Origin of the sequence: Rhizobium freirei PRF 81, assembly GCF_000359745.1 — a bacterium.
Classification (GTDB): domain Bacteria; phylum Pseudomonadota; class Alphaproteobacteria; order Rhizobiales; family Rhizobiaceae; genus Rhizobium; species Rhizobium freirei.
The window spans coordinates 233,787-258,031 of the sequence record NZ_AQHN01000056.1; the positions used below are offsets into that span (position 1 = coordinate 233,787).

Annotated in this window: 19 protein-coding genes and 1 tRNA gene; 12 read left to right on the forward strand and 8 right to left on the reverse strand. The window is 60.8% G+C overall.

Annotated features, from left to right (window positions below):
- Positions 1-49: 49 nt before the first annotated feature.
- Complete coding sequence (gltB, locus tag RHSP_RS13120) at positions 50-4,789, reverse strand: glutamate synthase large subunit (RefSeq protein WP_004117538.1); 4,740 nt, start codon at positions 4,787-4,789, stop codon at positions 50-52.
- Positions 4,790-5,353: 564 nt separating this feature from the next.
- Here gltB and RHSP_RS13125 point away from each other — a divergent pair.
- Positions 5,354-6,400: a threonine aldolase family protein gene (locus RHSP_RS13125; RefSeq protein WP_037151674.1), complete on the forward strand. Its 1,047-nt coding sequence runs from the start codon at positions 5,354-5,356 to the stop codon at positions 6,398-6,400.
- Positions 6,401-6,433: 33 nt separating this feature from the next.
- Here the strand turns inward: RHSP_RS13125 and RHSP_RS13130 are convergent, their stop codons facing one another.
- Complete coding sequence (locus RHSP_RS13130) at positions 6,434-7,306, reverse strand: LysR substrate-binding domain-containing protein (protein WP_004117540.1); 873 nt, start codon at positions 7,304-7,306, stop codon at positions 6,434-6,436.
- 111 nt (positions 7,307-7,417) lie between these two features.
- Here RHSP_RS13130 and RHSP_RS13135 point away from each other — a divergent pair, with 111 nt between their 5' ends.
- On the forward strand, positions 7,418-8,440 hold the full coding sequence (locus RHSP_RS13135) for a bile acid:sodium symporter family protein (RefSeq protein WP_004117541.1): 1,023 nt from the start codon (positions 7,418-7,420) through the stop codon (positions 8,438-8,440).
- Between the two features lie 136 nt (positions 8,441-8,576).
- On the opposite strand, the gene RHSP_RS13140 is transcribed toward RHSP_RS13135, so the two are convergent.
- Together RHSP_RS13140 and RHSP_RS13145 are read right to left on the reverse strand one after the other, a co-directional pair.
- Positions 8,577-9,041 (reverse strand): Hsp20 family protein, encoded by a 465-nt coding sequence (locus RHSP_RS13140; protein WP_004117542.1) that lies wholly within the window; start codon positions 9,039-9,041, stop codon positions 8,577-8,579.
- A gap of 428 nt (positions 9,042-9,469) precedes the next feature.
- The gene (locus RHSP_RS13145) at positions 9,470-9,886 is read right to left on the reverse strand and encodes a DUF2000 domain-containing protein (protein WP_004117543.1); all 417 of its coding nucleotides are present in this window, start codon (positions 9,884-9,886) and stop codon (positions 9,470-9,472) included.
- Between the two features lie 132 nt (positions 9,887-10,018).
- On the opposite strand from RHSP_RS13145, the gene RHSP_RS13150 reads away from it, so the two are divergent.
- The 3 genes from RHSP_RS13150 to RHSP_RS13160 all read left to right on the forward strand — a co-directional run bounded on the left by RHSP_RS13150 (position 10,019) and on the right by RHSP_RS13160 (position 12,770).
- Positions 10,019-10,498 (forward strand): Lrp/AsnC family transcriptional regulator, encoded by a 480-nt coding sequence (locus tag RHSP_RS13150; RefSeq protein WP_004117546.1) that lies wholly within the window; start codon positions 10,019-10,021, stop codon positions 10,496-10,498.
- Positions 10,499-10,600: 102 nt separating this feature from the next.
- Entirely contained in the window at positions 10,601-11,668 is a 1,068-nt protein-coding gene (locus RHSP_RS13155; RefSeq protein ID WP_004117549.1) for a cyclic nucleotide-gated ion channel, read from the forward strand.
- Between the two features lie 127 nt (positions 11,669-11,795).
- Positions 11,796-12,770, forward strand: a complete 975-nt coding sequence (locus RHSP_RS13160) for an alpha/beta fold hydrolase (RefSeq protein ID WP_004117552.1) — start codon at positions 11,796-11,798, stop codon at positions 12,768-12,770.
- Between the two features lie 50 nt (positions 12,771-12,820).
- On the opposite strand, the gene hisN is transcribed toward RHSP_RS13160, so the two are convergent.
- Both hisN and RHSP_RS13170 read right to left on the reverse strand, forming a co-directional pair.
- Positions 12,821-13,594: a histidinol-phosphatase gene (hisN, locus tag RHSP_RS13165; protein ID WP_037151679.1), complete on the reverse strand. Its 774-nt coding sequence runs from the start codon at positions 13,592-13,594 to the stop codon at positions 12,821-12,823.
- A gap of 389 nt (positions 13,595-13,983) precedes the next feature.
- Complete coding sequence (locus RHSP_RS13170) at positions 13,984-14,883, reverse strand: N-formylglutamate amidohydrolase (RefSeq protein WP_200863259.1); 900 nt, start codon at positions 14,881-14,883, stop codon at positions 13,984-13,986.
- Positions 14,884-15,156: 273 nt separating this feature from the next.
- Between RHSP_RS13170 and cpdR1 the strand changes: the two genes are divergently transcribed.
- A complete protein-coding gene (gene cpdR1, locus RHSP_RS13175; protein WP_004117561.1) occupies positions 15,157-15,519 on the forward strand; it encodes a response regulator CpdR1 in 363 nt (120 codons plus the stop codon).
- Between the two features lie 84 nt (positions 15,520-15,603).
- A tRNA-Val gene (locus RHSP_RS13180) sits at positions 15,604-15,678 on the forward strand.
- 136 nt (positions 15,679-15,814) lie between these two features.
- Here the strand turns inward: RHSP_RS13180 and RHSP_RS13185 are convergent.
- Positions 15,815-16,123, reverse strand: a complete 309-nt coding sequence (locus RHSP_RS13185) for a hypothetical protein (RefSeq protein WP_037151682.1) — start codon at positions 16,121-16,123, stop codon at positions 15,815-15,817.
- A 213-nt stretch (positions 16,124-16,336) separates the two neighbouring features.
- On the opposite strand from RHSP_RS13185, the gene RHSP_RS13190 reads away from it, so the two are divergent.
- Positions 16,337-16,579: a hypothetical protein gene (locus RHSP_RS13190; protein ID WP_004117565.1), complete on the forward strand. Its 243-nt coding sequence runs from the start codon at positions 16,337-16,339 to the stop codon at positions 16,577-16,579.
- Between the two features lie 179 nt (positions 16,580-16,758).
- On the forward strand, positions 16,759-17,232 hold the full coding sequence (locus RHSP_RS13195) for a hypothetical protein (protein ID WP_004117567.1): 474 nt from the start codon (positions 16,759-16,761) through the stop codon (positions 17,230-17,232).
- Between the two features lie 30 nt (positions 17,233-17,262).
- Here RHSP_RS13195 and RHSP_RS13200 read toward each other — a convergent pair whose 3' ends face one another.
- Complete coding sequence (locus tag RHSP_RS13200) at positions 17,263-17,514, reverse strand: hypothetical protein (protein WP_004117576.1); 252 nt, start codon at positions 17,512-17,514, stop codon at positions 17,263-17,265.
- 397 nt (positions 17,515-17,911) lie between these two features.
- Here RHSP_RS13200 and RHSP_RS13205 point away from each other — a divergent pair, with 397 nt between their 5' ends.
- The 3 genes from RHSP_RS13205 to RHSP_RS13215 all read left to right on the forward strand — a co-directional run bounded on the left by RHSP_RS13205 (position 17,912) and on the right by RHSP_RS13215 (position 24,232).
- Positions 17,912-19,012 carry a DUF475 domain-containing protein gene (locus RHSP_RS13205; protein WP_004117579.1) on the forward strand — a complete coding sequence of 367 codons (1,101 nt, stop codon included), beginning with the start codon at positions 17,912-17,914 and terminating at the stop codon, positions 19,010-19,012.
- A gap of 290 nt (positions 19,013-19,302) precedes the next feature.
- Entirely contained in the window at positions 19,303-20,730 is a 1,428-nt protein-coding gene (locus RHSP_RS13210) for a mannose-1-phosphate guanylyltransferase/mannose-6-phosphate isomerase (RefSeq protein ID WP_004117582.1), read from the forward strand.
- Positions 20,731-20,911: 181 nt separating this feature from the next.
- Positions 20,912-24,232, forward strand: a complete 3,321-nt coding sequence (locus tag RHSP_RS13215; protein WP_004117585.1) for a transglutaminase family protein — start codon at positions 20,912-20,914, stop codon at positions 24,230-24,232.
- Positions 24,233-24,245: the final 13 nt, after the last annotated feature.

Genomic DNA, 24,245 nt, shown 5'->3' on the forward strand with positions numbered 1-24,245 from the left:
ACCGCAATGCGAGGCGAAGTCCTCGACTGGCTTGGTGAGCCGGGGCGGATTACTCCGCCGCCACGCTCATCCGGCTGCGCTCCATTTCAACGAGGGCACGACGGTATTCGACCGGCATGACCTTGCGGAATTTCGGGCGGTAGTCGGCCCAGCGATCGAGAATTTCCTTGGCTCGCGTCGAGCCCGTATAGTGGAAATGGTTCGAAATCAGCTGGTAGAGACGCTCCTCATCATGGCGTGTCATGTCATCCGAGACGTCGACGCGTCCCTTGTGCATGATGTCGCCGCCGTGATGATGCAGCTTCTCCAACAGTTCGTCCTCTTCGGGAACCGGCTCCAGTTCGACCATGGCCATGTTGCAGCGGCTGGCGAAATCGCCCTTCTCGTCGAGCACGTAGGCGACACCGCCCGACATGCCCGCTGCGAAGTTGCGCCCGGTCTCGCCGAGCACGACGACGACGCCGCCGGTCATGTATTCGCAGCCGTGGTCACCCACGCCTTCGACGATGGCGACCGCACCGGAGTTTCTGACTGCGAAGCGCTCGCCCGCGACACCGCGGAAGTAGCACTCGCCTTCGGTCGCACCGTAGAGCACGGTGTTGCCGACGATGATCGAGTGTTCGGCCTTAATCTTCGAATTCTCCGGCGGACGGACGATGATGCGGCCGCCCGAAAGGCCCTTGCCGACATAGTCGTTGCCGTCGCCGATGAGGTTGAAGGTCACGCCGCGCGCCAGGAATGCGCCGAACGACTGGCCGGCTGTGCCCTTGAGCGTGACGTTGATCGTATCATCCTTCAGGCCGCGATGGCCGTAGCGCTTGGCAACCGCGCCCGACAGCATGGCGCCGGCCGAACGGTCGACGTTCTTGATGTCGACTTCGAAGGCGACCGGTGTCTTGGAAGACAGCGCCGGTTCGGCCTTCTCGATCAGCTTGCGGTCGAGAACGTCGTCGATCGGGTGCTTCTGCACTGATGTCCAGTAGGTCTCTTCCTTCGGCGCATCGACCTTGTGGAAGATGCGGCTGAAGTCGAGGCCCTTGGCCTTCCAGTGGGCGAGCATGTCGTCCTTTTCCAGAAGCTCGGAAGCGCCGATGATGTCGTCCAGCTTGGTCACGCCAAGCGAGGCGAGGATCTCGCGCACTTCTTCGGCAACGAAGAAGAAGTAGTTGATGACATGTTCCGGCGCGCCCTTGAAGCGCTTGCGCAGCACCGGATCCTGGGTGGCGACGCCAACCGGACAGGTGTTCAGGTGGCACTTGCGCATCATGATGCAGCCGGCCGCGATCAGCGGCGCGGTGGCAAAGCCGAATTCGTCGGCACCGAGCAGCGCGCCGATGATGACGTCGCGGCCGGTCTTGAGACCACCGTCCACCTGCAGGGCGATGCGCGAGCGCAGCCCATTCAGCACCAGCGTCTGCTGGGTCTCGGCAAGGCCGATTTCCCAAGGAGAGCCAGCATGCTTCAGCGAGGTCAGCGGCGAAGCGCCGGTGCCGCCGTCATAGCCTGAGACGGTGATATGATCGGCGCGCGCCTTGGCGACGCCGGCGGCAACCGTGCCGACGCCGACTTCCGAGACGAGCTTGACCGACACATCCGAGGTCGGGTTGACGTTCTTCAGGTCGAAGATCAGCTGCGCCAGATCCTCGATCGAATAGATGTCATGGTGCGGCGGCGGCGAGATCAGGCCGACACCCGGCGTCGAATGCCGGGTCTTGGCAACCGTGGCATCGACCTTGTGGCCGGGCAGCTGGCCGCCTTCGCCGGGCTTGGCGCCCTGCGCGACCTTGATCTGCAGCACGTCGGCATTGACCAGATATTCGGTGGTCACGCCGAAACGGCCAGACGCAATCTGCTTGATGGCGGAACGTTCCGGGTTCGGCGAGCCGTCGACGAGCGGCATGTAACGGTCCGCTTCTTCGCCGCCTTCGCCGGTGTTCGACTTGCCGCCGATGCGGTTCATGGCGATCGCCAGCGTCGTGTGCGCCTCGCGACTGATCGAGCCAAAGGACATGGCGCCCGTCGAGAAGCGCTTGACGATATCGACCGCCGGCTCGACCTGATCGATCGAGATCGGCTTACGGCCGAGCGCTTCTGCACCCTTGATCTTGAAGAGGCCGCGGATGGTGTTCATCCGAAGCGCCGAATCGTTGACCATTTCCGAGAATTCGCGATAGCGATCCTCGGCATTGCCGCGCACGGCATGCTGGAGCGCGGCCACCGCATCCGGCGTCCAGGCATGGCTTTCGCCGCGCATGCGGAAGGCATACTCGCCGCCGATATCGAGCGTGCTTGCCAGCAGCGGATCGCGGCCGAAAGCCGAGTTGTGACGCGCGACGGTTTCCTCGGCGATTGTATCGAGACCGATGCCTTCGATCATCGTTGCCGTGCCGAAGAAGTATTTTTCGACCAGCTCCTGCTGCAAGCCCACAGCATCGAAGATCTGCGCGCCGCAATAGGACTGATAGGTCGAAATGCCCATCTTCGACATGACCTTGAGGATGCCCTTACCGACCGCCTTGATGTAGCGGTAGACGACTTCCGAGGCGTCCACTTCTTTCGGGAATTCGCCGCGCTGATGCATGTCGAGCAGCGTGTCGAAGGCGAGATAAGGGTTGATCGCCTCCGCACCGTAGCCGGCGAGCAGGCAGAAATGATGCACTTCGCGCGGCTCGCCGGTTTCGACGACGAGACCGACCGAGGTGCGCAGGCCCTTGCGGATCAGGTGATGATGCACGGCGGCCGTCGCCAGCAGCGCCGGGATCGCGATGCGATCCGGTCCGATCTGACGGTCGGAGAGCACGATGATATTGTAGCCGCCGCGAACGGCCGCTTCCGCCCGCTCGCAGAGCCGGTCGAGCATCTCGGGCATGCCTTCGGCGCCACGTTCGACATCATAGGTAAAGTCGAGCGTCTTGGTGTCGAAGCGATCCTCCGTATGACCAATGGAGCGGATCTTTTCGAGATCGCCGTTGGTCAGGATCGGCTGGCGCACTTCCAGGCGCTTGGCGTTGGCCATGCCGGTATGATCGAGCAGGTTCGGGCGCGGACCGATGAACGAGACGAGGCTCATGACGAGCTCCTCGCGGATCGGATCGATCGGCGGGTTCGTCACCTGCGCGAAGTTCTGCTTGAAGTAGGTGTAAAGCAGCTTCGGCTTGTCGGACATGGCCGAGATCGGCGTATCCGTGCCCATGGAGCCGACGGCTTCCTGCCCGGTCGTCGCCATCGGCGACATCAGGAGCTTGGTATCCTCGGTGGTGTAGCCAAAGGCCTGCTGGCGGTCGAGCAGCGACACGTCACGGCGCAGCGCCCGGGGCTCCACCGGCTTCAGATCTTCGAGGATCAGCTGCGTACGGTTAAGCCAGCTGCGATAGGGATGCTTGCCTGACAGTTCCGACTTCACCTCGTCGTCGGAGATGATGCGGCCCTTTTCCATGTCGATCAACAGCATCTTGCCCGGCTGCAGGCGCCACTTCTGGATGATCTTCTCTTCCTCGACCGGCAGAACGCCGGCCTCGGACGCCATGATGATGCGATCGTCGTTGGTGACGAGATAGCGAGCCGGGCGCAGGCCGTTACGGTCGAGCGTCGCGCCAATCTGCTTGCCGTCGGTGAATGCGACGGCGGCCGGGCCATCCCACGGTTCCATCAGGGCGGCGTGATACTCGTAGAATGCCTTGCGCTCGGCCGCCATCAGCTGGTTGCCGGCCCATGCTTCCGGAATGAGCATCATCATGGCATGCGCCATGGAATATCCGCCGCGCACGAGGAATTCGAGCGCGTTGTCGAAGCAGGCCGTATCCGACTGCCCCTCGTACGAGATCGGCCACAGCTTGGAGATATCTTCGCCGAAGAGCGGCGAGGATACCGACGCCTGACGGGCGGCCATCCAGTTGACGTTGCCGCGCAGCGTGTTGATTTCGCCATTGTGAGCGACCATGCGATACGGATGCGCCAGCTTCCAGGACGGGAAGGTGTTGGTCGAGAACCGCTGGTGCACGAGGGCAACCGCCGTTTCGAAACGCGGGTCGGACAAGTCCTTATAATAAGCGCCCACCTGGTAGGCGAGGAACATGCCCTTGTAGACGATGGTCGAGCTCGACAGCGAGACAGGATAGAAGCTGCTCTCCTCGCCCTCATATTCCGCATAGATGCGGTTGGAGATCACCTTGCGCAGGGTGAAGAGGCGGCGCTCGAATTCCTCGTTCGTGCCGGCATCGCGGCCGGCGCCGATGAAGACCTGTACATGATGCGGCTCGGTGGCGGCAATGTCAGGCGCCTTCGACAGCGAGGAATTATCGACCGGCACGTCGCGGAAGCCGAGCAGCACCTGGCCTTCTTCGGCAACGACCTGCTTGATCGCGGTCTTGAAATGCTCGATCAGCGCCTCGTCGCGCGGCAGGAAGAAATGGCCGACGCCATATTCGCCCGCCTTCGGCAGGATGACGCCCTGCTTGGCCATCTCCTCGCGGAAGAAACGGTCCGGGATCTGCACGAGAATGCCCGCGCCGTCGCCCATCAGCGGATCGGCACCAACGGCACCACGATGCGTCAGGTTCTCGAGAATGAACAGGCCGTCGCGCACGATCTGATGCGACTTGCGGCCCTTCATGTGCGCAACAAAGCCGACGCCGCAGGCATCGTGTTCGTTGCGCGGATCGTAGAGGCCTTGCTTCGGCGGGAGACCGCCCGATGTCGGACGATTGGCACGTTTCGACGTTTTGGCCGTCGCGGCAGCATTGGCTGCAGCGGTCTGGTCAAAACTCGTGAACGTCTTCCTGTTCGTCATCGTCTTCCCTCCGGTAAGGCCCGCCTCGCGGGCGCTCCTTCGTCCCGCGCGGTCCGTTTCCGGCGCCGACGCGCGACAGCTCTGTTGCATTGTGAAGATCCGGCCGCGAACCATGGCCCCGCTATGGAGCCTGTCGTCAGCGTTCCGCGCCTTGCTATTCCACCGTCGCCCTGCCCGGCGCCTCGAAGGCGTCAAGGACTTGCTCTCGGTAATTATAGCCCGAAATCCCGACATCGTCAGGACCCTCCGGCGCATCTTCGGCCTCAGCGGCCAAAATAGGACAGCAACCCTGTCCTAATTCATCAGCTCTATGCCAGAAAGTGTCCCCCTTCGCAAGAGCAAAACGGCAAAAATTCGTCAATGAAAGACGGAAGATTGCCTATGTCGCATAAATCGAGCAATAAAGTTTCGCTGCGGCGCATCATTTTATTTGTTGATTGCGTAGATCAATTTCTGTGATGGGTTCTTCAAGTTCTTGCTCTTGATAGGTTTTTGCATTGGCGTAATGTCCCGCCGACCCTATTTATCACGCTGCAACTCACTCTCGTTCATTGGTGCATCTCCATGTTCTTTGCCTCCGATAATTGGGCCGGCGCCCACTCCAAGATCGCCGAACGTCTCCTTGCCGAGTCAGGAGGCTTTGCCACCGCCTATGGCCTGAGCGATCTGGATCAAAAGGTAGAAGCCAAGTTCAGCGAAATCTTCGAGCGTGAGGTTGCAGTCTTCTTCGTCGCGACAGGTTCGGCCGCCAATTCATTGTCGCTCGCCAGCGTCCAGAAGCCGGGCGGCATCACCTTTTGCCATAGCGAGGCACATGTGGCCGAGGACGAATGCGGCTCGCCGGATTTCTTCAGCTCCGCGCGGCTGGCGACGGTCAAGGGCGCAGCCGGCAAGATCGACCCCCAAGCGCTTGCCGCGAAGATCGCCCGTTTCCCGCAGGATGCGGTGCATCACGGTCGCGCCGCTGCCGTGACGATCACGCAGGCGACGGAAATCGGCACCGTCTACTCGCTCGACGAGATCGACGCTGTGGCCTCCGTCGCCAAGGCCAATGGCCTGCCGCTGCACATGGACGGCGCGCGTTTCGCCAACGCCCTGGTCGCGCTCGCCGCCAGCCCGGCTGAGATGACCTGGAAGCGCGGCGTCGACATTCTTTCCTTCGGCGGCACCAAGAACGGCTGCTGGTGCGCCGAGGCGATCGTCTTCTTCGATCCGGAGAAGGCAAAGGAGATGCATTTCATCCGCAAGCGCGCCGCCCAGCTCTTCTCCAAATCGCGCTTCATCGCCGCCCAGTTCGACGGCTATTTCCAGGATGGACTCTGGCTCGATCTGGCCCGCCATTCCAATGGCATGGCCGATCGTCTGCGCGCCGGCATCGAAAAGACCCGTGGCGCCCGCCTTGCCTGGCCGACGATCTCGAATGAGGTTTTCGCGATCATACCGAAATCCGCTTCCAAGGCCGCCGAGGACAAGGGTGCCAAATTCTACGAATGGCCGATCCCGGAATCGCAGCCGGATCTGGTCGGCGATGATGAAACGCTGATCCGTCTCGTGACCAGCTTCGCCACAACGGAAGCCGATGTGGCGAACTTCCTCGCCTGCCTGGGCTGATATCGCGAATAAACGGAGCGCTGCGTCGGCCTGTCAGGGCAGATGCAGCGTCTCGGACCGCGGCCCCCTCACCTTGGCGAGAATGTCCTCCGACAAGGCTTTGACAAGCAGCTGATCCGCTCCTTTGCGCGGCACCAGCACGAATTCGACGTCTTCCAGAGCCGGCAGCCAGCCCGGCGCAATCTCCATCAATCCGGCCGGCGCCATGCTCCTGGGCTGAACGAGAACGCCCATGCCGGCGCGCGCCGCGGCCGTCAGCCCGCTGAGGCTGCCGCAGGTGCAGACGATCCGCCACGGCATCTGCTGCCGGCGCAGCGCCTCCAGCGCAATGGCGCGGGTGACGCTCGGCACGGGAAAGGCGATCAATGGCAGCGGTGATTCGAGCCTGCGAATACGCTCCGGATCGCGCGCCAGCCAGACCAGCGGCTCGCGATAGACGAGCGTTCCCCTGACATCGCCGAGCCGGCGCTTGGCAAGCACCAGATCGAGATCGCCATTGTCCTGCATTTCATAAAGCGTGCCGCTGAGCGCGACCGTCAACTCGAGATCGACCGACGGATGTGAGCGAACGAATTCCTCCAGCACGTCAGGGAGCTGGCTGGTGACGAAATCCTCCGAGACGCCGAGCCGAAGGCTGCCGCGCAGGCTGTTGCCGGCGAAGAGCTGGCGCACGTCTCCCTCGATCGACAATATCTGCCGCGCATGCCCGAGCAGCGCCTCGCCGTCGGCGGTCAGGACGACGCGGTGGGTGTCGCGCGCCAAAAGCTTCCGGCCGAGCTCCGCTTCCAGCCGCTGTATGTGCTGGCTGACTGTGGATTGCCCGAGCCCGAGCCGTTCTGCCGCCAGCGTGAAGCTGCCCATCTGCTCGACGGCGACGAAACTGCGCAATTGTGTGAGGTCTAGCATCACGCTTATCCCATTTTACGATAACTGTTATTCCTTGCATCGTGGATCGCGATAGGTCTATCTGCAAGACCTAATTCATCAAGACTTGCAAATGCGATTGGGGTTGGCACGATGCGCCGCTTTCTTCCAGACACCTTCACTATGCTGCTGGTGCTCACCGTTGTGACGGCATCCTTCTTTCCCGTGCATGGCGCGAGCGCCCACTATTTCGGCATCGCCACGAACTTCGCCATCGGCCTGCTGTTCTTCCTGCATGGGGCGCGTCTCTCACGCGACGTCGTCATCGCCGGCCTGCTGCACTGGCGGCTGCATCTCGTCATCCTGCTGACGACATTCGGCATCTTCCCGCTGCTCGTCCTGGCCCTGGGTCAGATCGTTCCCAACAGCGTCCTGCCCGTGTCGCTCTATACGGGCCTGCTGTTCCTCAGCGTGCTGCCCTCGACCGTACAGTCCTCCATCGCCTTCACCTCGATTGCCGGCGGCAACGTGCCGGCCGCCATCTGCTCGGCGTCTGCCTCGAACATCTTCGGCATGTTTCTGACGCCGCTGCTCGTCGGCATCCTGTTTTCGGTCGGCGGCCAAGGCGGCTTTTCCTGGGATGTCCTGTGGCAGATCATGCTGCAGCTGCTCGCCCCCTTCATCGCCGGCCAATTGCTGCAGCCGTGGATTGGCGACTGGATCCGCTCGAAGAAGAAGATCCTGATGCCGGTCGATCGCGGCTCGATCCTCATGGTCGTCTATTCGGCCTTCAGCGAAGCGGTGGTCGAGGGTCTGTGGCACACCTTCTCGGTTGTCGATATCGCCACGGTGATCGTCGCCAACATGGTTCTTCTGGCGACGGTGCTCTGCATCACCATGTTCGGCAGCCGTGCTCTCGGTTTCTCCAAGGCCGACGAGATCACCATCACCTTCTGCGGCTCGAAGAAATCGCTGGCAAGCGGCGTGCCGATGGCCAATGTCATCTTCGCCGGCCAAGGCATCGGCGCCATCGTGCTGCCGCTCATGCTGTTCCATCAGATCCAGCTGATGACATGCGCTGTCCTTGCCCAGAAATATGCCGATGCCGCCAAGCGGCGCGAGGCTACGAAGACGCAGGCAGGCGCAAAATCAGGCGAGGCAACCAACGCCGCCTGAGCCTTCGATATCCGGTAAGACAAAAGCGGCGCCCGATTCGGGGCGCCGCTTCTTTTTGATCTTGGGAGGATCAGGGGTACGACGGCTTAAGTCCGTCAGCCCTGGCACAACGATCAAAGACCGTCATGCCTGGGTCTTAGTTGATATGGGCCTCGATGGCCTTCGGGGCTTCCACGGGCTCAGCCGCAATGGAGATACGACGGGGCTTCATGGCTTCCGGAATGTTGCGCAGCAGATCGATGTGCAGCAAACCATTCTTCAGCGAAGCCGCCTGGACCTCGACATGATCGGCGAGCTGGAAACGGCGCTCGAAGGCGCGCTTGGCGATGCCGCGATAGAGGTATTCGCTGGTTTCAGCCGGCTCTTCGCTCTTTTCGCCCTTGACCTGAAGGACATGAGCGTGAGCTTCGATGCTCAGTTCCTTTTCATCGAAACCGGCAACGGCCATCGTGATGCGATAGGTGTTTTCACCCGTGCGCTCGATGTTGTAGGGCGGATAGGTCTGGGCCTGATCCGGCTGGCCAAGGCTGTCGAGCATGGTGAACAGACGGTCGAAACCGACGGTGGAACGATAGAGGGGAGAGAAGTCTACGTGACGCATGGAGTCCTCCTGTGAGCGACAATTGCGATTTCATTTTCTGTCCCATGACCCCACTCCTGGCGGTCTCGGGACGGTTCCGCGAGCCCGTTTGGCACCCGCGAAAAAGAGATGGGGATCGTTTTTCACGAGTTCAAGCCCCCTGTGCCGCCGCTCGCATTTCGCGGTAGAGCACCGCGTGAACCGCAGATGAACGCGTGGTTCGGAACCCGTTCAGGCGGCCCGGCCTATCAATAGACCATCGGAACACCATCATCCGATGACTGAAGTGTATCGTCCCTTCTTCTTCAGTCTTGCTCGGCCGGCGAAGCGGATCTCTCTATCCCGCGAGCCGGCCCTTTTCTTTCCGGTGCCCAAGCAATTCCACGACGGGGCAATTCCAGGAAAAGTATGACGCGGTTTTCCGTCCGGAATTGCGTCAAGGCAGACAACTACCGCAGCAGCTTCAACGAGCCTGTCAGCGATTTCACCCATTTCGACGGACCCGCTATTCCCAGACCATCGATCGCTTCCGCCGCGAGGTCGCGATCGGGAAACCTTGTCTCATACTCCCTGTAGTCGTGCAGCGAACGGGCGAAAGCCGGAAAAGCGACGACAGCCCGTTCGCTCTGTTGCTGCAATGCCTTCAGCAGCAGCGACCGGATGGTATCGGCATCCGCCTGCAGCATCGGAACCGGCGTGTTCGAGCTGATGTCGACGGTCCGGCCTTCGCTATCGACCAGTTGCCGCGCTGCAAGCGCGGGAAATCGCGCGCCGAGCCCGATCGCGATGGCACCGGCGGTATTGGCGATCAGCCCGAGCGGCAGATCAGGATTGATGACGATGGCGAGACGAAAATCGGGAAGCATGGGAAGCCTGTAGCTGGTGTGGACGTTCCCGAGCAGATTATCTCCGACACCGTGAAGGATCTTACCTTTCATTGCCAATATTTGATCATATGTGGTAGATCTTACCTGAATTGACCGATATCGAGGCCACATATGCCCGCCGCACTGGAACAGATCGACTTAAGAATTCTCGGAGCGCTTCAGAAGGACGGACGCCTGACCAACCAGGCGCTTTCGTCCGAAGTCGGGCTCTCGACCTCCCCATGCTGGCGGCGCGTGCGCCAACTGGAAGAAACCGGAGTCATCCAGGGCTATACGGCAACCCTCGACAGGCGCCAGATCGGCCTCGGCGTCCTGGCATTCATCAGGGTGAAGATCGACAGTCACAGCGAGGCCGAAGCGGAAGAATTTTCGCGCGACGTGCTGAAGCTCAGCGAAGTCGTGGCATGCTACAGCATCGCCGGAGATGCGGATTTCCTGCTGCAGGTCGTGGCAGCAGACCTCGACAGCTACGCGGATTTCGCCATGGCGGTCGTTCGCCGCTTGCCGCGCATCAAGGAGATGCAGACGACTTTCGTGCTCAAGGAAATCAAGCCCTTCAAGGGCTTTCCGCTGAGTGTCAGCCGGCGATAACGACGCAGGACCTGGATTGCCGGACATGGCCCGCCAGCCCTTTACGTCTGGACCGAAGCCATCCTATTCTACGAAGAGTGGCAGCCCACACCGGGGTATTGAATGTCGGCGTTCCGTTTCTCGAAAATTTCCGCATCGCTGAACGCGCTGCTCGCTGCAATTGGTCTGCTGACGGTGGCTGCACTTACGACGCCTGACATAACCGGGCAGACGAGGCACTTGTTGGAAGTCCTGCTCGCCAGCGTCTGGGCCGCCTACGTCCTGCAATTGATCGAGACGCTGATCTTGCAGCGGACGAGAGACGTTCACGGCAGGGCACTGGAAATCACCGTCGACGTGCTGGCCGTTTTAGCCCCCGTGGCCGCATTCTTTTTCGTGAGCGGGCGCGACCAAAGCCTCTATTGCGCCATCTGGTTGCTGAAGCCGCTGCGAGGCTCGACCTTCTTCCGGCTGCTGGGCAGGGTCCTGAGCAAGGAAGCGCGCAACCTGCTCGGCGTCACCTCGATCTTCGGCATCGTGCTGTTCGGCGCGGCGCTCGTAGCCTATATCATCGAGCGCGACATCCAGCCTGACAAGTTCGGCAGCATTCCCCTGGCGATGTGGTGGGCGGTGGTCACGCTGTCGACGACGGGCTACGGCGACGAGATTCCGCAAAGTTTCGCCGGTCGCATCCTTGCCGGGCTGGTGATGATGAGCGGAATCGGCATCTTCGCGCTGTGGGCCGGTATCCTCGCCACCGGCTTCTACGAGGAAGTTCGTCGCCAGGACTTCGTGCGCAATTGGCAGCTGGTGGCCGCAGTGCCGCTGTTCCAGAAGCTTGGTTCGGCCGCACTCATCGAGATCGTGCGGGCGCTGAGATCCCGCGTTGTGCCCGCCGGCGGCATCATCTGCCGCAAGGGCGAGGCCGGCGACCAGATGTTCTTCATCGTCGAAGGCCGCGTCAGCGTCGCCACACCGAACCCTGTGGAGCTCGGCTCCGGCAGTTTCTTCGGCGAGATGGCGCTGATCAGCGGCGAGCCCCGCTCGGCAACCGTCAGCGCCGCAACTGAGGTCTCGCTGCTGTCGCTCTATTCCTCGGATTTCCAGATGCTGTCGAGCAGCAGCCCGGAGATTGCCGACATCATCCGCAAAACCGCACTTGAGCGGCGCGGCACGACACCGAAGACCTGATGGAGACGGAGGAGCACCGGCACGAGGGATTCGCGCCGCAGGGACCGCCAACAAACCATTTGCAATTCCCCCAAGCTGCGCTATCCCCTTGAAAAGGACCATCCCGTCAGCGAGGCACGACACCGCCATGGATTCGATCCTCTACTCCACAGCAGACAATCCGGTGCCGGAGAACCGCACCGAAGGGTTCTTCGAGAGCTTCGACGGGCGCAAGCTGCGCTACGCCATCTTCCGTTGCGAGCAGCAGGTTGCCAGGGGAACCGTCGTGCTCCTGCAGGGCCGCAACGAGTTTATGGAGAAATATTTCGAGACGATCCGCGACCTCACGGCCAAGGGTCTTTGGGTCGCGACCTTCGATCTTCGCGGCCAAGGCGGATCGCAGCGGCTGCTGAAGGATCCGTTGCGCGGCCATGTCCGCCGGTTTTCGGATTACGAACGCGACCTGACGGCTTTCCTTGACAAGATCGTCCTGCCAGACACGCGCCTGCCGTTCTTTCTCCTTGCGCATTCGACCGGTGCCTTGATTGCCATGTCGGCCGCGCCAAGGCTTGGGAGCCGCATTGAGCGCATGGTGCTGTCGGCACCCTTTATCGGCCTGACGGGTCACGGCGCCTCCCCCCGCTTCATCCGCTTTGTCTCCAGCACGGTCAGCAACCTCGGGCTCGGTCGGATGCAATTCAGCAAGAAACTCAGGGAGACGTCATTTGCTGAGAATCCGCTGACGACGGACGAGCAGCGCTACCGGCGCAACATCGGCATTGGCAAGGCCTATCCGCAACTTTGCCTGGGGCCGCCGACGGCACGTTGGCTGTCGCAGGCATTCCGGACGATCGAGCGCGTCAACAGGCCTGAACACCTGTTCTCCATTCCCATTCCGACCATTTTGATCGCGCCGACGCGAGACGGCGTCGTGCCCTATGTCGATCAGGAGCGGCTGGCGCGCTATTTCCGCGCCGCGCAACTCGTACCCATTCACGGTGCCAAGCATGAAATCCTGCAGGAGCGGGACATCTATCGCAACCAGGCGCTTGCCGCCATCCACGCCTTCATCCCCGGCAGTGATGCGATGGCGAATGCTTACGAAGTCGAAGCCGGGGCCTGAGCGATCCGCCTTTCACGGATCGCTTGAGACGCGACGGATGACGTCAGGCTCTAGCGAGCCAGAATGGCGCGGGCTTGCTCATAGACGGCACGGCTGCCTGCCGCGATGATCGACCCGCCCATCTCAGGACGGCCGCCGTCCCAGGTGGTGATGATGCCGCCGGCCTGCTCGATAACGGGGATGATACCGCCGACATCATAGGGCTTCAGCGAATTCTCGATAACGAGATCGACATGACCGGCCGCAAGCAGCGCGTAAGCGTAGCAATCCGTGCCATAGCGGAAGAGCCGAACCTGGCTCTCGATTTCGCGATACCGGGAAAGCTCCTCGCCGACGAAGAGATGTGGCGACGTGGTAAAGAGAATGGCATTCGAAATGCTGCCGCAATCACGGACTTGCAACCGTCTTTCGCCATCCGGGCCGGAATAGGTGGAACCATTGCCATCGGCAAAATAGCGCTCGCCGGTAAAGGGCTGGTCGATCATGCCCATGATGGCGCGGCCGTTCTTCTGCAGGCCGATCAAGGTTCCCCAGACAGGGACACCGGAGATGAAGGCACGCGTACCGTCGATCGGATCGATCACCCAGACATGCTCGCGATCGAGACCGACACTGCCATGCTCTTCACCGAGAATGCCGTGATCGGGAAACTCGGCCTCGATCAGGGACCGTATCGCCACTTCGGCGGCGCGATCCCCCTCCGTCACCGGATCGAAGCCCTTGGCTTCCTTGTTGACCACGTCGACGCCGGCTCGGAAGCGCGGCAGGGTTTCGGCCTTGGCCGCCTCGGCCAGACGATAGAAGAACGAGCGATCGGGAAGCATGGTCAATCCGGGTAAGTGACAGGACGGCGAAGTCATAGCGCATATGGACCGCGAAGCAAACCGGATGATGACGCCATGGGCGGAATGCCTGCCGATCGGGCAAAATTTCCCAATCTGCCTAAATATTTTGCATAGCAAAATATTGCTTGACATTTGTGCAGCGCAGCAACATGATCCAGCTACAGTCTTCTGACTGTAAATGCCCTTCCTGGGTGTTTCCTCCCTAGACTTAACCGCGCCACGAGCGCGGTTCTTTTTGTCGGGATATCTCGAAAAGCAGGCACCAGGCCGCAAGGACCGGATACCGCCGGTCAGCCGCCATACCAACGTCGATTGAATTGCCTGCCGGGCGAAACGCTCCGGAAGATCAGACGCAAATGGGAATGCTTCTATTCAGCAGCCAGCGCCGGGTCGCCGGTGTAGGATTCCACATGCTCGGCAATGCGCTTCATGAAAAGCGTAATGGCGGATGCGACCTGATCGAAATCCGAACGCTTCTCCAGCGTCGTCTCGTCGACATAGAGAGCGCGATTGACCTCGATCTGCAGTGCGTGCAGCCCGCGAGAGGGACGGCCGTAATGCTCGGTGATGAAGCCCCCGGCATAGGGCTTGTTGCGCACGGCGTTGAAGCCGAGTTCCTCGAGGATTTGCATGGCCGCGCGGGATAGCTCAGCCGAGGCGCTGGTGCCGTAGCGATCGCCGAGGATGAAATCCGGGCGCAAGTTGCTGCCGGCAATGCGGATGTTGCCCGGCATCGAATGGCAATCCACAAGGACGCCGAAGCCGAATTTGACATGGGTTCGCGCAATCAGCCGCCGAAGCGTGGCATGATAGGGCTTGTAAATGGTGTCGATGCGTCTCAGCGCATCCTCGACCGGAACGCGGCGCGCATAGATCTCCATATTCTCGGCGACGATTCGCGGGATGGTTCCGAGACCGCCGGCGACCCTTAGCGAATTGATATTGGCATAGGACGGCAGCGCCCCGTCGAACATGCGCGGATCGAGCTCATAGGGCTCACGATTCACATCGATATAGGCGCGCGGAAAATTGGCAAACAGCAGCGGCGCACCAAGGGAGCTTGCCGCCGAAAAAAGCTCTTCGACGTAATGATCTTCCGAGCGGCGGATGGCGATACCCTGCAGGCGGGATTGGGCGATGAAATCGGGGGGATAGATGCGCCCGCTATGCGGGGAGCTGTAGACAAACGGTATCGTCTGGGAGGCGGGCTCCAATACCTCGAAAATCTCGAAACTACGCATTTCCGCGGACATCAACGTCTTTACCATGTCAACAACTTGTCGCAACAGTCATGTTGCCAGTTGCATGACAGCAAGTCCATAGTAACTTGAACGAAATGGCCTTAATCCAAAGCGCCGTAGTTGAATTCTCCGGGTGCGTGATCAGCGGAAACCTAAGGGGTTTTCGCCGGATTTGCTTGCGCCTCGAACAAATGCCAAATTGGTGCGTTATGCGCCATCATTCACGGCTTGTTTACGGCGGAGCGCTAACCTAAACCCTCGACGTGCCCAACCAGACAAGATTGATTAGCGATAGAGATGATGACCCAGAAGATACTTCTTGCCGAAGATGACAACGACATGCGTCGCTTCCTTGTGAAGGCGCTCGAAAAAGCCGGCTACAAGGTCTTGTCCTTTGACAATGGAGCAAGCGCTTATGACCGGTTGCGCGAAGAGCCGTTCTCGTTGCTTTTGACTGACATCGTCATGCCGGAAATGGACGGCATCGAGCTGGCGCGCCGCGCCACCGAACTCGATCCCGACCTGAAAGTGATGTTCATCACCGGTTTTGCCGCCGTCGCATTGAACCCTGATTCGAAGGCGCCGAAGGATGCCAAGGTCCTTTCCAAGCCTTTCCACCTTCGCGAACTCGTTGACGAAGTCAACAAACTCCTTGCCGCGTAAGGCTTTTGGCGGCCACGTCACAAAACCGAAAAAAAGCCTATTGACGGCGACCAAGGTTTTGTGATCTATGCGCCGCCATCGGATGGGCGTGTAGCTCAGCGGGAGAGCACTACGTTGACATCGTAGGGGTCACAGGTTCAATCCCTGTCACGCCCACCATCCTAATTCGCTGAAAAGCAAGGCCTTTCGAGAAATCGAAAGGCCTTTTTAGTTTCAGGTCGCTCGATAGAGCGCCAACGTCGTCAAAGCGAAACCGGCCGAAGAACAGCCCAACGGTCCGACGATTTGCAGACGCTCAGCGGTCCAGGAAATTCCGGAAGACTTCCGTCGTCGGATAGGCGTAGGCGCCACGGTCGATAAAACCCTGGCGGTAGAGGCAAGCTCGCAGAGCCAGCCAGTAAAGCGTGCTGTTCGGGTCGGGCGACCCACGCCGCCAGGAATAGGCCTCGGGCTCGCAATGATTGAGCGCCCTGTCATATCTTGCCAGCACCACCGGATCGCTGTCGGCACGAATGCCCTGGTGGATCTGATAGTTCGAAGGCGCCTCACCTGCGGAGACGCATGCCAGGCTCAAAATCGCTCCCAGCGCTAACATCATTCTCATGTGCTTCGATCTCCAACTTACCGCGTCCCGAAAAATTCGAGCGCAAGTGGAGAATAATCGCCTTTTGAAAGTTAGCCAATCACATGCTTTGGTCGGCTGCGATTGCGGCTTGCACGCAGCCTGCGACACAAGTTCCCGCGACAAGCCGCTTGACTTCCGGCCGGACCGTCATCCTACTGTCATATCAGCGCATCGATCATACGGGAGGATGAGATGACGGTGATGAAGCGGCAGTTCTACAAGAACCACAAGCCCAATGGTGACGAATATATGTTCCACCTCGCCCGCGACACCGAAAGCGGCGAGGTCTTCGTCATTCGCCAGGCGGATTTTGTCGTCGACGGTGGCAGCGAGAAAGCCATGACCCTCTACGAATTCCTGGCCGGCGGCGGCAATCGCCAGAACGCCCTGCTGCAGCTGATCGGCTCACTCGTCCCGGAAGCAGCGCAGCACTGAGGCCGTCTCCCAGAGACGCTGTCGTCCAGAAGCAACGGCTTGCGCAAGGTCAGCATCCTGAAGCGCAAAGAGCGATCATGAAACATCGCCATGCGCTTCGGGCGGGCTTGGCTTGAGCTTCGGGTTGACTGCCACATTTTGATCGGCGAATCTGCACGGGCTTGAAAGGAGCCCCTCTTATGCGATTCGCAGGCATTGCTTTTGGATTGACGGCGCTGGTCGCCACATCGGCCACGGCCGCGACAGTGGAGAATTTTCCGACGCAGGGCGTCACCGTCGTCAGTGGAAAATGCTCCAAACTCGTGGTCGGCAAACTCGATGCCTCCAAGGGCTGCACGGGCGAACTCGCCAGCGTGACGGGGCCGGATGGCTCAGTGACCTTCATTTTCACGTCCGGCGGTAAAATGCTCGGCTTCCAGGGCGACGGCAGAGGCATCAAGCCAGGCAGCCAGAAGGGCACGGCACAGCTGCCGATCGACGTTATTTCGACCGGCGCCGGCAACAAGATGTCTGGCGTCGAAGCAAAGGGCACTTGCACCTTCGCAAACCCCTATGCCGGCAAGCCGGTCGCCATCGAATGCTCGGCCAAATCGCCCAAAATGAGTTTCAACGGCAGCTTCACCTCCGACGGCAAGACGCCCCGACACAAGTAGCCGTCACTTATCGAATGGCCTGCGATGGGCTTAGTGTCGCGAGCCGGCTTTCGGCTTATGGCCGTGATTGGCATCGGCCGGCGCCTCGCGCGACAGGTCGGCGCCATTGATATGAGCGGGAACGTGAACGTCTTCATGCGTCACGGGATGCAAGGTCAGATCGACCTGATGTGGTGGCAAGACCTGCGCCTGGCGAAGCGTATTCGGTCGTGCCTTCTTCTGCCGCTCGGTCAGTTCCGGTTTCTGCTTTTGCTCTTTGCGATGAATGGGATTGGGGCTCATGGAAGCTTCTCCTATCAGTCATTGTCGCCAGAGTGCACGGACGGTACAAACAAGCCTGATGGGCAAACGCGACCTTTCCCGTTTGGTTCCTCAATTTCTCAATTTGGAAGCAGAACTGCGAAGGGAGATTTCAACCCTAGACACTTGACGTGCGTCGTGACTTCACTAACTTATAGCTTATCTCCGCGCCCCCTGACATCGGCGGCGGATTGAACTTTGGTGCCGGGCCCCTCTGGCGAGAGTTTTTACGGCGCTCTCGCGATGTCGGTACCGCCTGCAGATGAGCCGGCGGACTTCTTTCCATGAATAGCTTGACCATGCCTCACCCGCATGCCGTCTACGGCATGTGGCTGCGCGCTTTAATGGGCTTCACCACCTTCCTCCGCGGGGTGCGCCCATGACATCGCCCACCGCTTCCAAATCCGTGCTCAGCTATTTCAGCTGGGCTTTTGCCGTTACCGTGGGTGGCCTGGCCCTCGGAGCCTTTTTGGGCTGGAACACGACCGGCACGTTCGGCGGCCTCGCCACCGCTTTCTTCATCTGCGCGGTCCTGGCCGTGCTGGAGATTTCGCTTTCCTTCGACAATGCCATCGTCAATGCCAACAAGTTGAAGGAAATGACACCGGTCTGGCAGCATCGCTTCCTGACCTGGGGCATCATCATTGCCGTCTTCGGCATGCGCATCATCTTTCCGCTGGCAATCGTCGCCATTGCCGCCTGGATCGACCCCTGGGAGGCACTGAAACTCGCCGCCACCAAGCCCGAGCAATATGCGGAAATCATGCACGCCGCACATCTGCCCATCGCCGCCTTCGGCGGCACCTTCCTGATGATGGTAGGCCTGACTTACTTCTTCAACTACGAGAAGGATGTTCATTGGATCGGCTTCATCGAGAAGCGGATGGCGCATTTCGCCACCGTCAAGGGCATCGAAATCGCCTTCGTGCTGATTCTCGTCCTCATCTTCACCTCGGTGCTCGACGGTGACGACGCCACGGCCTTCCTTCACGCCTCGATCTATGGCCTGCTGACCTTCCTGCTTGTCGAGGTTCTTGCGGGCTTCCTGGACGCCTCGCAAAGGACGATGAGCGCGGCAGCAAGAGGCGGCTTCGGTGCGTTTCTCTACCTCGAAATTCTCGACGCCAGCTTCTCCTTCGACGGCGTCATCGGCGCCTTCGCCCTCACACAGAACCTGTTCATCATTGCCATCGGCCTCGGCATCGGCGCGATGTATGTCCGCTCGATGACGATCATGCTGGTGGAGAAAGGCACGCTCGCCCATTACCGCTACCTGGAGCATGGCGCCTTCTACGCCATCCTGATCCTCTCGGTGATCATGTATATCCAGACATTGACGCACATCCCGGAAGTCATCACCGGCCTTGGCGGCGCGGCCCTGATCGGTATCTCGCTCTGGTCGTCGATCCGTTACAATAAGCGCAACGCCCTCGCCCAGGCGCCAGTGCAAGACGAAGAGAGAGATCGGGCGGAAGCCTGAACAACCCTGCCGCGATCGCCGCCGCCCGAGGACGGGCGGCGGCGTCTTCCATGACGAAGACCCTTTTTACCTCTCCGCATTTTCCTTCAGGAAGCGCGTCCAGCAGGCATTCGCTGGACTTTCCAGACGGAGGTTGCCTATTGTTTACGATCTCGACGCATTAGTGCTGGCGCGTTACGAAAAAATATAGCAATGGCGATAGAAGTTGTCGGAGGAGTGAGAGCGAAAAAGCGCAATGGTTGCGCATCGCCGAGATATCTCCCGAATGAAATGTCTAGGAGAGGCAGAGCATGGCAGCAAAAATCGTTCCCGTGATCATGGCAGGAGGCAAGGGGACGCGGTTGTGGCCGCTATCGCGTGCTTCGGCCCCGAAGCAGTTCATTCAATTCATCGGCGACAGCACACTGTTTCAGAACACGCTGAAGCGCGTTGCGGATCGGGAGCTCTACGAAGCGCCGATCGTTCTGACCAATGAGGAGTTCCGCTTCCTCGTCGCCGAACAGGCGCGCGAGCTCGATCTGAAGCTGGCGGCCATATTGCTGGAGCCGGTCGCCCGCAACACCGCCGCCGCCGTTGCTGCCGCAGCTGTGCTGGTCAGCGAGCTTTTCGGCGAGGACGCGATCATGCACGTCCTGGGTTCCGACTACGAGATCGACGCCAGCAAGACCTATTACGACTGCGTGCGCCTGGCGCGCGATACCGCGCTTCAAGGCAAGCTCGTCACCTTCGGTATCAAGCCGACCGAGCCCGCCACCGGCTATGGCTACATCGAAAGCGGCAAGGCGCTGCCATCAGGCGCGCATGCCGTCAAGCGCTTCGTCGAGAAGCCTGCCCTGGAGAAGGCAGAGGAGATGGTTGCCAGCGGCCATTTCTACTGGAACTCGGGCATGTTCATGTTCTCGGCCGCTCAGCTTCTCGCCGAGATGAAGGAATTTGCGCCCGACGTCGAAAAGGCTGCCGCCAAGGCCGTTTCCAAATCGACCCGCGACCTCGATTTCACCCGCCTCGACGCCGACACCTTCTCCAAGAGCCCGGACATCTCGATCGACTATGCCCTGATGGAAAAGACGGCCAATGCCGCCGTCGTCCCGTCGCCCTTCACCTGGTCCGATCTCGGCAGCTGGGATGCGGTCTGGAAGGTGGGCAAGCGCGACGAGAGCGGCAACGTCTCCACCGGCGCTACGACGCTGGTCAACACGAAGAATTCGCTTGTCATGTCGCACAGCCTCCATGTGGCCGTGCAGGGCCTTGAAGACGTCGCCGTCATCGCCAGCGAAGATGCCGTCTATGTCGGGCCTCTCAAGGACAGCCAGGAAGTCGGCAAGCTCGTCAAATTGCTGGCAAGCGAGAAGAAGACCGCCAAGCTCACCGAGACGCACCCGACCTCTTATCGCCCCTGGGGCGGCTATACGTCGGTGCTGAACGGCGACCGCTTCCAGGTCAAGCGCATCTTCGTGCTACCCGGCAAGAAATTGTCTCTGCAAAAGCATCATCATCGTTCCGAGCACTGGGTCGTCGTCAAGGGTACGGCGGAAGTGACGGTCGGCGAAAACGTGCAGATGCTGCGCGAAAACGAATCGGTCTATATCCCGCTCGGCGAAGTGCATCGCCTGTCCAATCCCGGCAAGATCCTGCTGGAGCTCATCGAAGTACAAACCGGCTCCTACCTCGGCGAAGACGATATCATCCGCCTCGTCGACGAATTCGGCAGAAGCTGATCGAAACAACGAAATCGAGATTTCAGAACGGCGGGCGAAAGCTCGCCGTCTTTGCTTTTGGCTTTGCACGGCGAGACCTTGATGAAACGCCGACACGACTTGCTTTCTTTCGCTGCATTGCACACACTGCCTGTGGGAACAGCAATCACCGCACAACGATGCGGGCTAGGCGAAGAGACATATGGCGATCAAGGCAAGCATCTATCATCTCACCCATTACAAGTACGACAATCCGGTCCGCCTCGGCCCCCAGATCATCCGCCTGAAACCCGCCTCGCATTCCAAGACCCGCGTGCTGAGCCACTCGCTGAAGGTCACACCCTCCAATCATTTCGTGAACCTGCAGCAGGATCCGTATGGCAACTATCTCGCCCGGTTCGTCTTCCCCGATCCGGTGACCGAGCTGAAGATCGAGGTCGATCTCGTCGCCGATATGACGGTCTACAACCCCTTCGACTTCTTCGTCGAAGAGGAAGCCACCAAATGGCCCTTCGACTATCCCGAGACCATCCGCGAGGATCTGTCCATCTATATGAAGCCGGAGGAGCCAAGCCCCAGGGTGAAAGCCTTCCTCGCCACGCTCGACCGCTCGGAACAAAAAACCGTCGACATGATCGTCGGCCTTAACACGCGTCTGCAGAAGGAAATCGGCTACGTCATCCGCATGGAAGCCGGCGTACAGACGCCCGAGGAGACGCTGGAGACGGCCAGGGGCTCCTGCCGCGACACGAGCTGGCTGCTGGTGCAGGTGCTGCGCCATCTCGGCCTCGCCGCCCGTTTCGTCTCCGGCTATCTCATCCAGCTCACGCCCGACCTGAAGGCGCTCGACGGCCCTTCCGGCACCGAGGTCGATTTCACCGATCTGCATGCCTGGGCGGAAGTCTACCTTCCCGGTGCCGGCTGGGTCGGCCTCGACCCAACCTCGGGCCTTCTGACGGGCGAGAGCCATGTCCCGCTTGCCGCCACGCCGCATTACCGCAATGCCGCACCGATCTCCGGCGGCTATGTCGGCGAAGCCAGGACCGAATTCGATTTCGACATGAAGGTCACCCGCGTCGCCGAGCACCCGCGCATCACCAAGCCCTTCTCCGACGAAAGCTGGGAGGAGCTGGACGAACTCGGCGAAAAGGTCGATACCATCCTCAGAGAAGACGATGTGCGCCTCACCATGGGCGGCGAACCGACCTTCGTATCGATCGACGATTTCCAGTCCGAGGAATGGAACACCGCCGCCGTCGGCCCAACCAAGCGTGAAAAGGCCGATACACTGATCCGCCGCCTGCGCGAGCGCTTCGCGCCGAACGGCTTCCTGCATTATGGCCAGGGCAAATGGTATCCCGGCGAAAGCCTGCCGCGCTGGACCTTCTCGCTCTACTGGCGGCGCGACGGCCTGCCGATCTGGTCGAACCCCGACCTGATCGCCAATGAGGGCCGCAACTATAGCGTCACTGAGGACGATGCCGGCCGCCTGCTGACGGCCATCGCCGGTGAGCTCGACATCGAACCGGACAACGTGGTCCCCGCCTTCGAAGATCCAGCGGAATGGCTGGTGAAGGAAGCGAACCTGCCCGACAATGTCGATCCGTCCAACTCGAAGCTGAAGGACCCGGAGGAACGCTCGCGCATGGCCCGCGTCTTCGAACGCGGCCTGACGCGCCCCACGGGCTATATTCTCCCGATACAAGCATGGAACGCGCGCGCCAGCGGCCGTCGCTGGACGAGCGAGAAATGGCGCACACGCCGCGGCCGCATCTTCCTGACGCCAGGCGACAGCCCGGTCGGCTATCGCCTGCCGCTGAATTCACTCGGCTGGATACCGGCGTCGCAATATCCCTACATCAACCCGATGGACCCGACGATCCCGCGCGAGGCACTGCCCGATTACGGCGAAGACAAGGGCCGGCCACTCCAAGCGGCCCATTTCCAGCCTTTTACCGGCCAGCAGCCGGTCATGCCGCAATCCGTCGGTGAGATCGGCGGCTATGTCCGCACCGCCATCAGCGTCGAGCCGCGTGACGGGCGGCTTTGCATCTTCATGCCGCCGACGGTCAATGTCGAGGACTACCTTGACCTCGTCGCCTCCGCCGAGCGCGCGGCCGCGGCTCTGAACCTGCCGGTTCATATCGAAGGCTATCCGCCGCCGCAGGATGAGCGCATCAACGTCATCCGCGTCGCGCCCGATCCCGGCGTCATCGAGGTGAACATTCATCCGGCATCGAGCTGGAAGGAAACGGTCGACATCACCACGGCTGTTTATGACGAGGCTCGCGCCAGCCGGCTCGGCACCGACAAGTTCATGATCGACGGCCGCCACACCGGCACGGGCGGCGGCAACCATGTCGTCGTCGGCGGCCGCAGCACCATGGACAGCCCCTTCCTGCGCCGTCCCGACCTGTTGAAGAGCCTGGTGCTGCACTGGCAGCGGCATCCCTCGCTCTCCTATCTTTTCTCCGGCATGTTCATCGGCCCGACCAGCCAGGCGCCGCGCATCGACGAAGCCCGTCATGACAGTCTCTATGAGCTGGAAATTGCGCTGGCTCAGGTGCCAGCACCCGGCCGCGGCTTGCCGCCGCTTCCATGGCTGGTAGATCGCCTCTTCCGCAATCTCCTCACGGACGTCACCGGCAACACCCACCGCTCGGAAATCTGCATCGACAAGCTTTTTTCGCCGGATGGCCCGACCGGACGGCTTGGCCTCGTCGAATTCCGCGGCTTCGAAATGCCGCCGAATGCCCGCATGAGCCTCGCCCAGCAATTGCTGGTACGCGCGCTGATCGCCCGCTTCTGGCGTAACCCGATCGACGGCCGGTTCGTGCGCTGGGGCACGACGCTGCACGACCGCTTCATGCTGCCGCACTATATCTGGCAGGATTTTCTCGACGTGCTTTCCGACCTCCGCGAAAACGGTTTCGACCTCAGGCCCGAATGGTTTCAAGCGCAGCTTGAATTCCGCTTCCCCTTCTGCGGCGAAGTCGAATATGAGGGCAACAAGCTGGAACTGCGGCAAGCGCTGGAGCCGTGGCATGTGATGGGCGAAGAAGGTGCGATCGGCGGCACGGTGCGTTATGTCGATTCGTCGGTGGAACGCCTGCAAGTTCGACTTGAGACATCCAATCCCTCCCGCTATACGGTGACCTGCAACGGCCGCCACGTGCCGCTGACACCAACGAGAATGGCGGGCGTTTCGGTCGCCGGCGTACGCTACAAGGCGTGGCATCCGGCCTCGGGCCTGCATCCCGTCCTGCCCATCGACACGCCGCTGACCTTCGATATCTATGACACATGGTCGCGCCGTTCGATCGGCGGCTGCATCTATCATGTTGCTCATCCGGGCGGCCGCAACTATGACACCTTCCCGGTCAACGGCAACGAGGCGGAAGCGCGACGTCTTGCGCGATTCGAACCTTGGGGGCATACAGCAGGTGGCTATGCCCTGAGACCGGAGGCTGCATCGGTGGAATTCCCGCTGACGCTAGACCTCAGGCGGCCGGCAGGAATTTGAGACGGAACTATGC

What these genes read in the sequence shown, in the direction of transcription:
- gltB (WP_004117538.1), bottom strand. Translation starts at nt 4,789, where the DNA reads ATGACGAACAGGAAGACGTTCACGAGTTTTGACCAGACCGCTGCAGCC.
- RHSP_RS13125 (WP_037151674.1), top strand. Translation starts at nt 5,354, where the DNA reads ATGTTCTTTGCCTCCGATAATTGGGCCGGCGCCCACTCCAAGATCGCC.
- RHSP_RS13130 (WP_004117540.1), bottom strand. Translation starts at nt 7,306, where the DNA reads ATGCTAGACCTCACACAATTGCGCAGTTTCGTCGCCGTCGAGCAGATG.
- RHSP_RS13135 (WP_004117541.1), top strand. Translation starts at nt 7,418, where the DNA reads ATGCGCCGCTTTCTTCCAGACACCTTCACTATGCTGCTGGTGCTCACC.
- RHSP_RS13140 (WP_004117542.1), bottom strand. Translation starts at nt 9,041, where the DNA reads ATGCGTCACGTAGACTTCTCTCCCCTCTATCGTTCCACCGTCGGTTTC.
- RHSP_RS13145 (WP_004117543.1), bottom strand. Translation starts at nt 9,886, where the DNA reads ATGCTTCCCGATTTTCGTCTCGCCATCGTCATCAATCCTGATCTGCCG.
- RHSP_RS13150 (WP_004117546.1), top strand. Translation starts at nt 10,019, where the DNA reads ATGCCCGCCGCACTGGAACAGATCGACTTAAGAATTCTCGGAGCGCTT.
- RHSP_RS13155 (WP_004117549.1), top strand. Translation starts at nt 10,601, where the DNA reads ATGTCGGCGTTCCGTTTCTCGAAAATTTCCGCATCGCTGAACGCGCTG.
- RHSP_RS13160 (WP_004117552.1), top strand. Translation starts at nt 11,796, where the DNA reads ATGGATTCGATCCTCTACTCCACAGCAGACAATCCGGTGCCGGAGAAC.
- hisN (WP_037151679.1), bottom strand. Translation starts at nt 13,594, where the DNA reads ATGCTTCCCGATCGCTCGTTCTTCTATCGTCTGGCCGAGGCGGCCAAG.
- RHSP_RS13170 (WP_200863259.1), bottom strand. Translation starts at nt 14,883, where the DNA reads ATGGTAAAGACGTTGATGTCCGCGGAAATGCGTAGTTTCGAGATTTTC.
- cpdR1 (WP_004117561.1), top strand. Translation starts at nt 15,157, where the DNA reads ATGACCCAGAAGATACTTCTTGCCGAAGATGACAACGACATGCGTCGC.
- RHSP_RS13185 (WP_037151682.1), bottom strand. Translation starts at nt 16,123, where the DNA reads ATGAGAATGATGTTAGCGCTGGGAGCGATTTTGAGCCTGGCATGCGTC.
- RHSP_RS13190 (WP_004117565.1), top strand. Translation starts at nt 16,337, where the DNA reads ATGACGGTGATGAAGCGGCAGTTCTACAAGAACCACAAGCCCAATGGT.
- RHSP_RS13195 (WP_004117567.1), top strand. Translation starts at nt 16,759, where the DNA reads ATGCGATTCGCAGGCATTGCTTTTGGATTGACGGCGCTGGTCGCCACA.
- RHSP_RS13200 (WP_004117576.1), bottom strand. Translation starts at nt 17,514, where the DNA reads ATGAGCCCCAATCCCATTCATCGCAAAGAGCAAAAGCAGAAACCGGAA.
- RHSP_RS13205 (WP_004117579.1), top strand. Translation starts at nt 17,912, where the DNA reads ATGACATCGCCCACCGCTTCCAAATCCGTGCTCAGCTATTTCAGCTGG.
- RHSP_RS13210 (WP_004117582.1), top strand. Translation starts at nt 19,303, where the DNA reads ATGGCAGCAAAAATCGTTCCCGTGATCATGGCAGGAGGCAAGGGGACG.
- RHSP_RS13215 (WP_004117585.1), top strand. Translation starts at nt 20,912, where the DNA reads ATGGCGATCAAGGCAAGCATCTATCATCTCACCCATTACAAGTACGAC.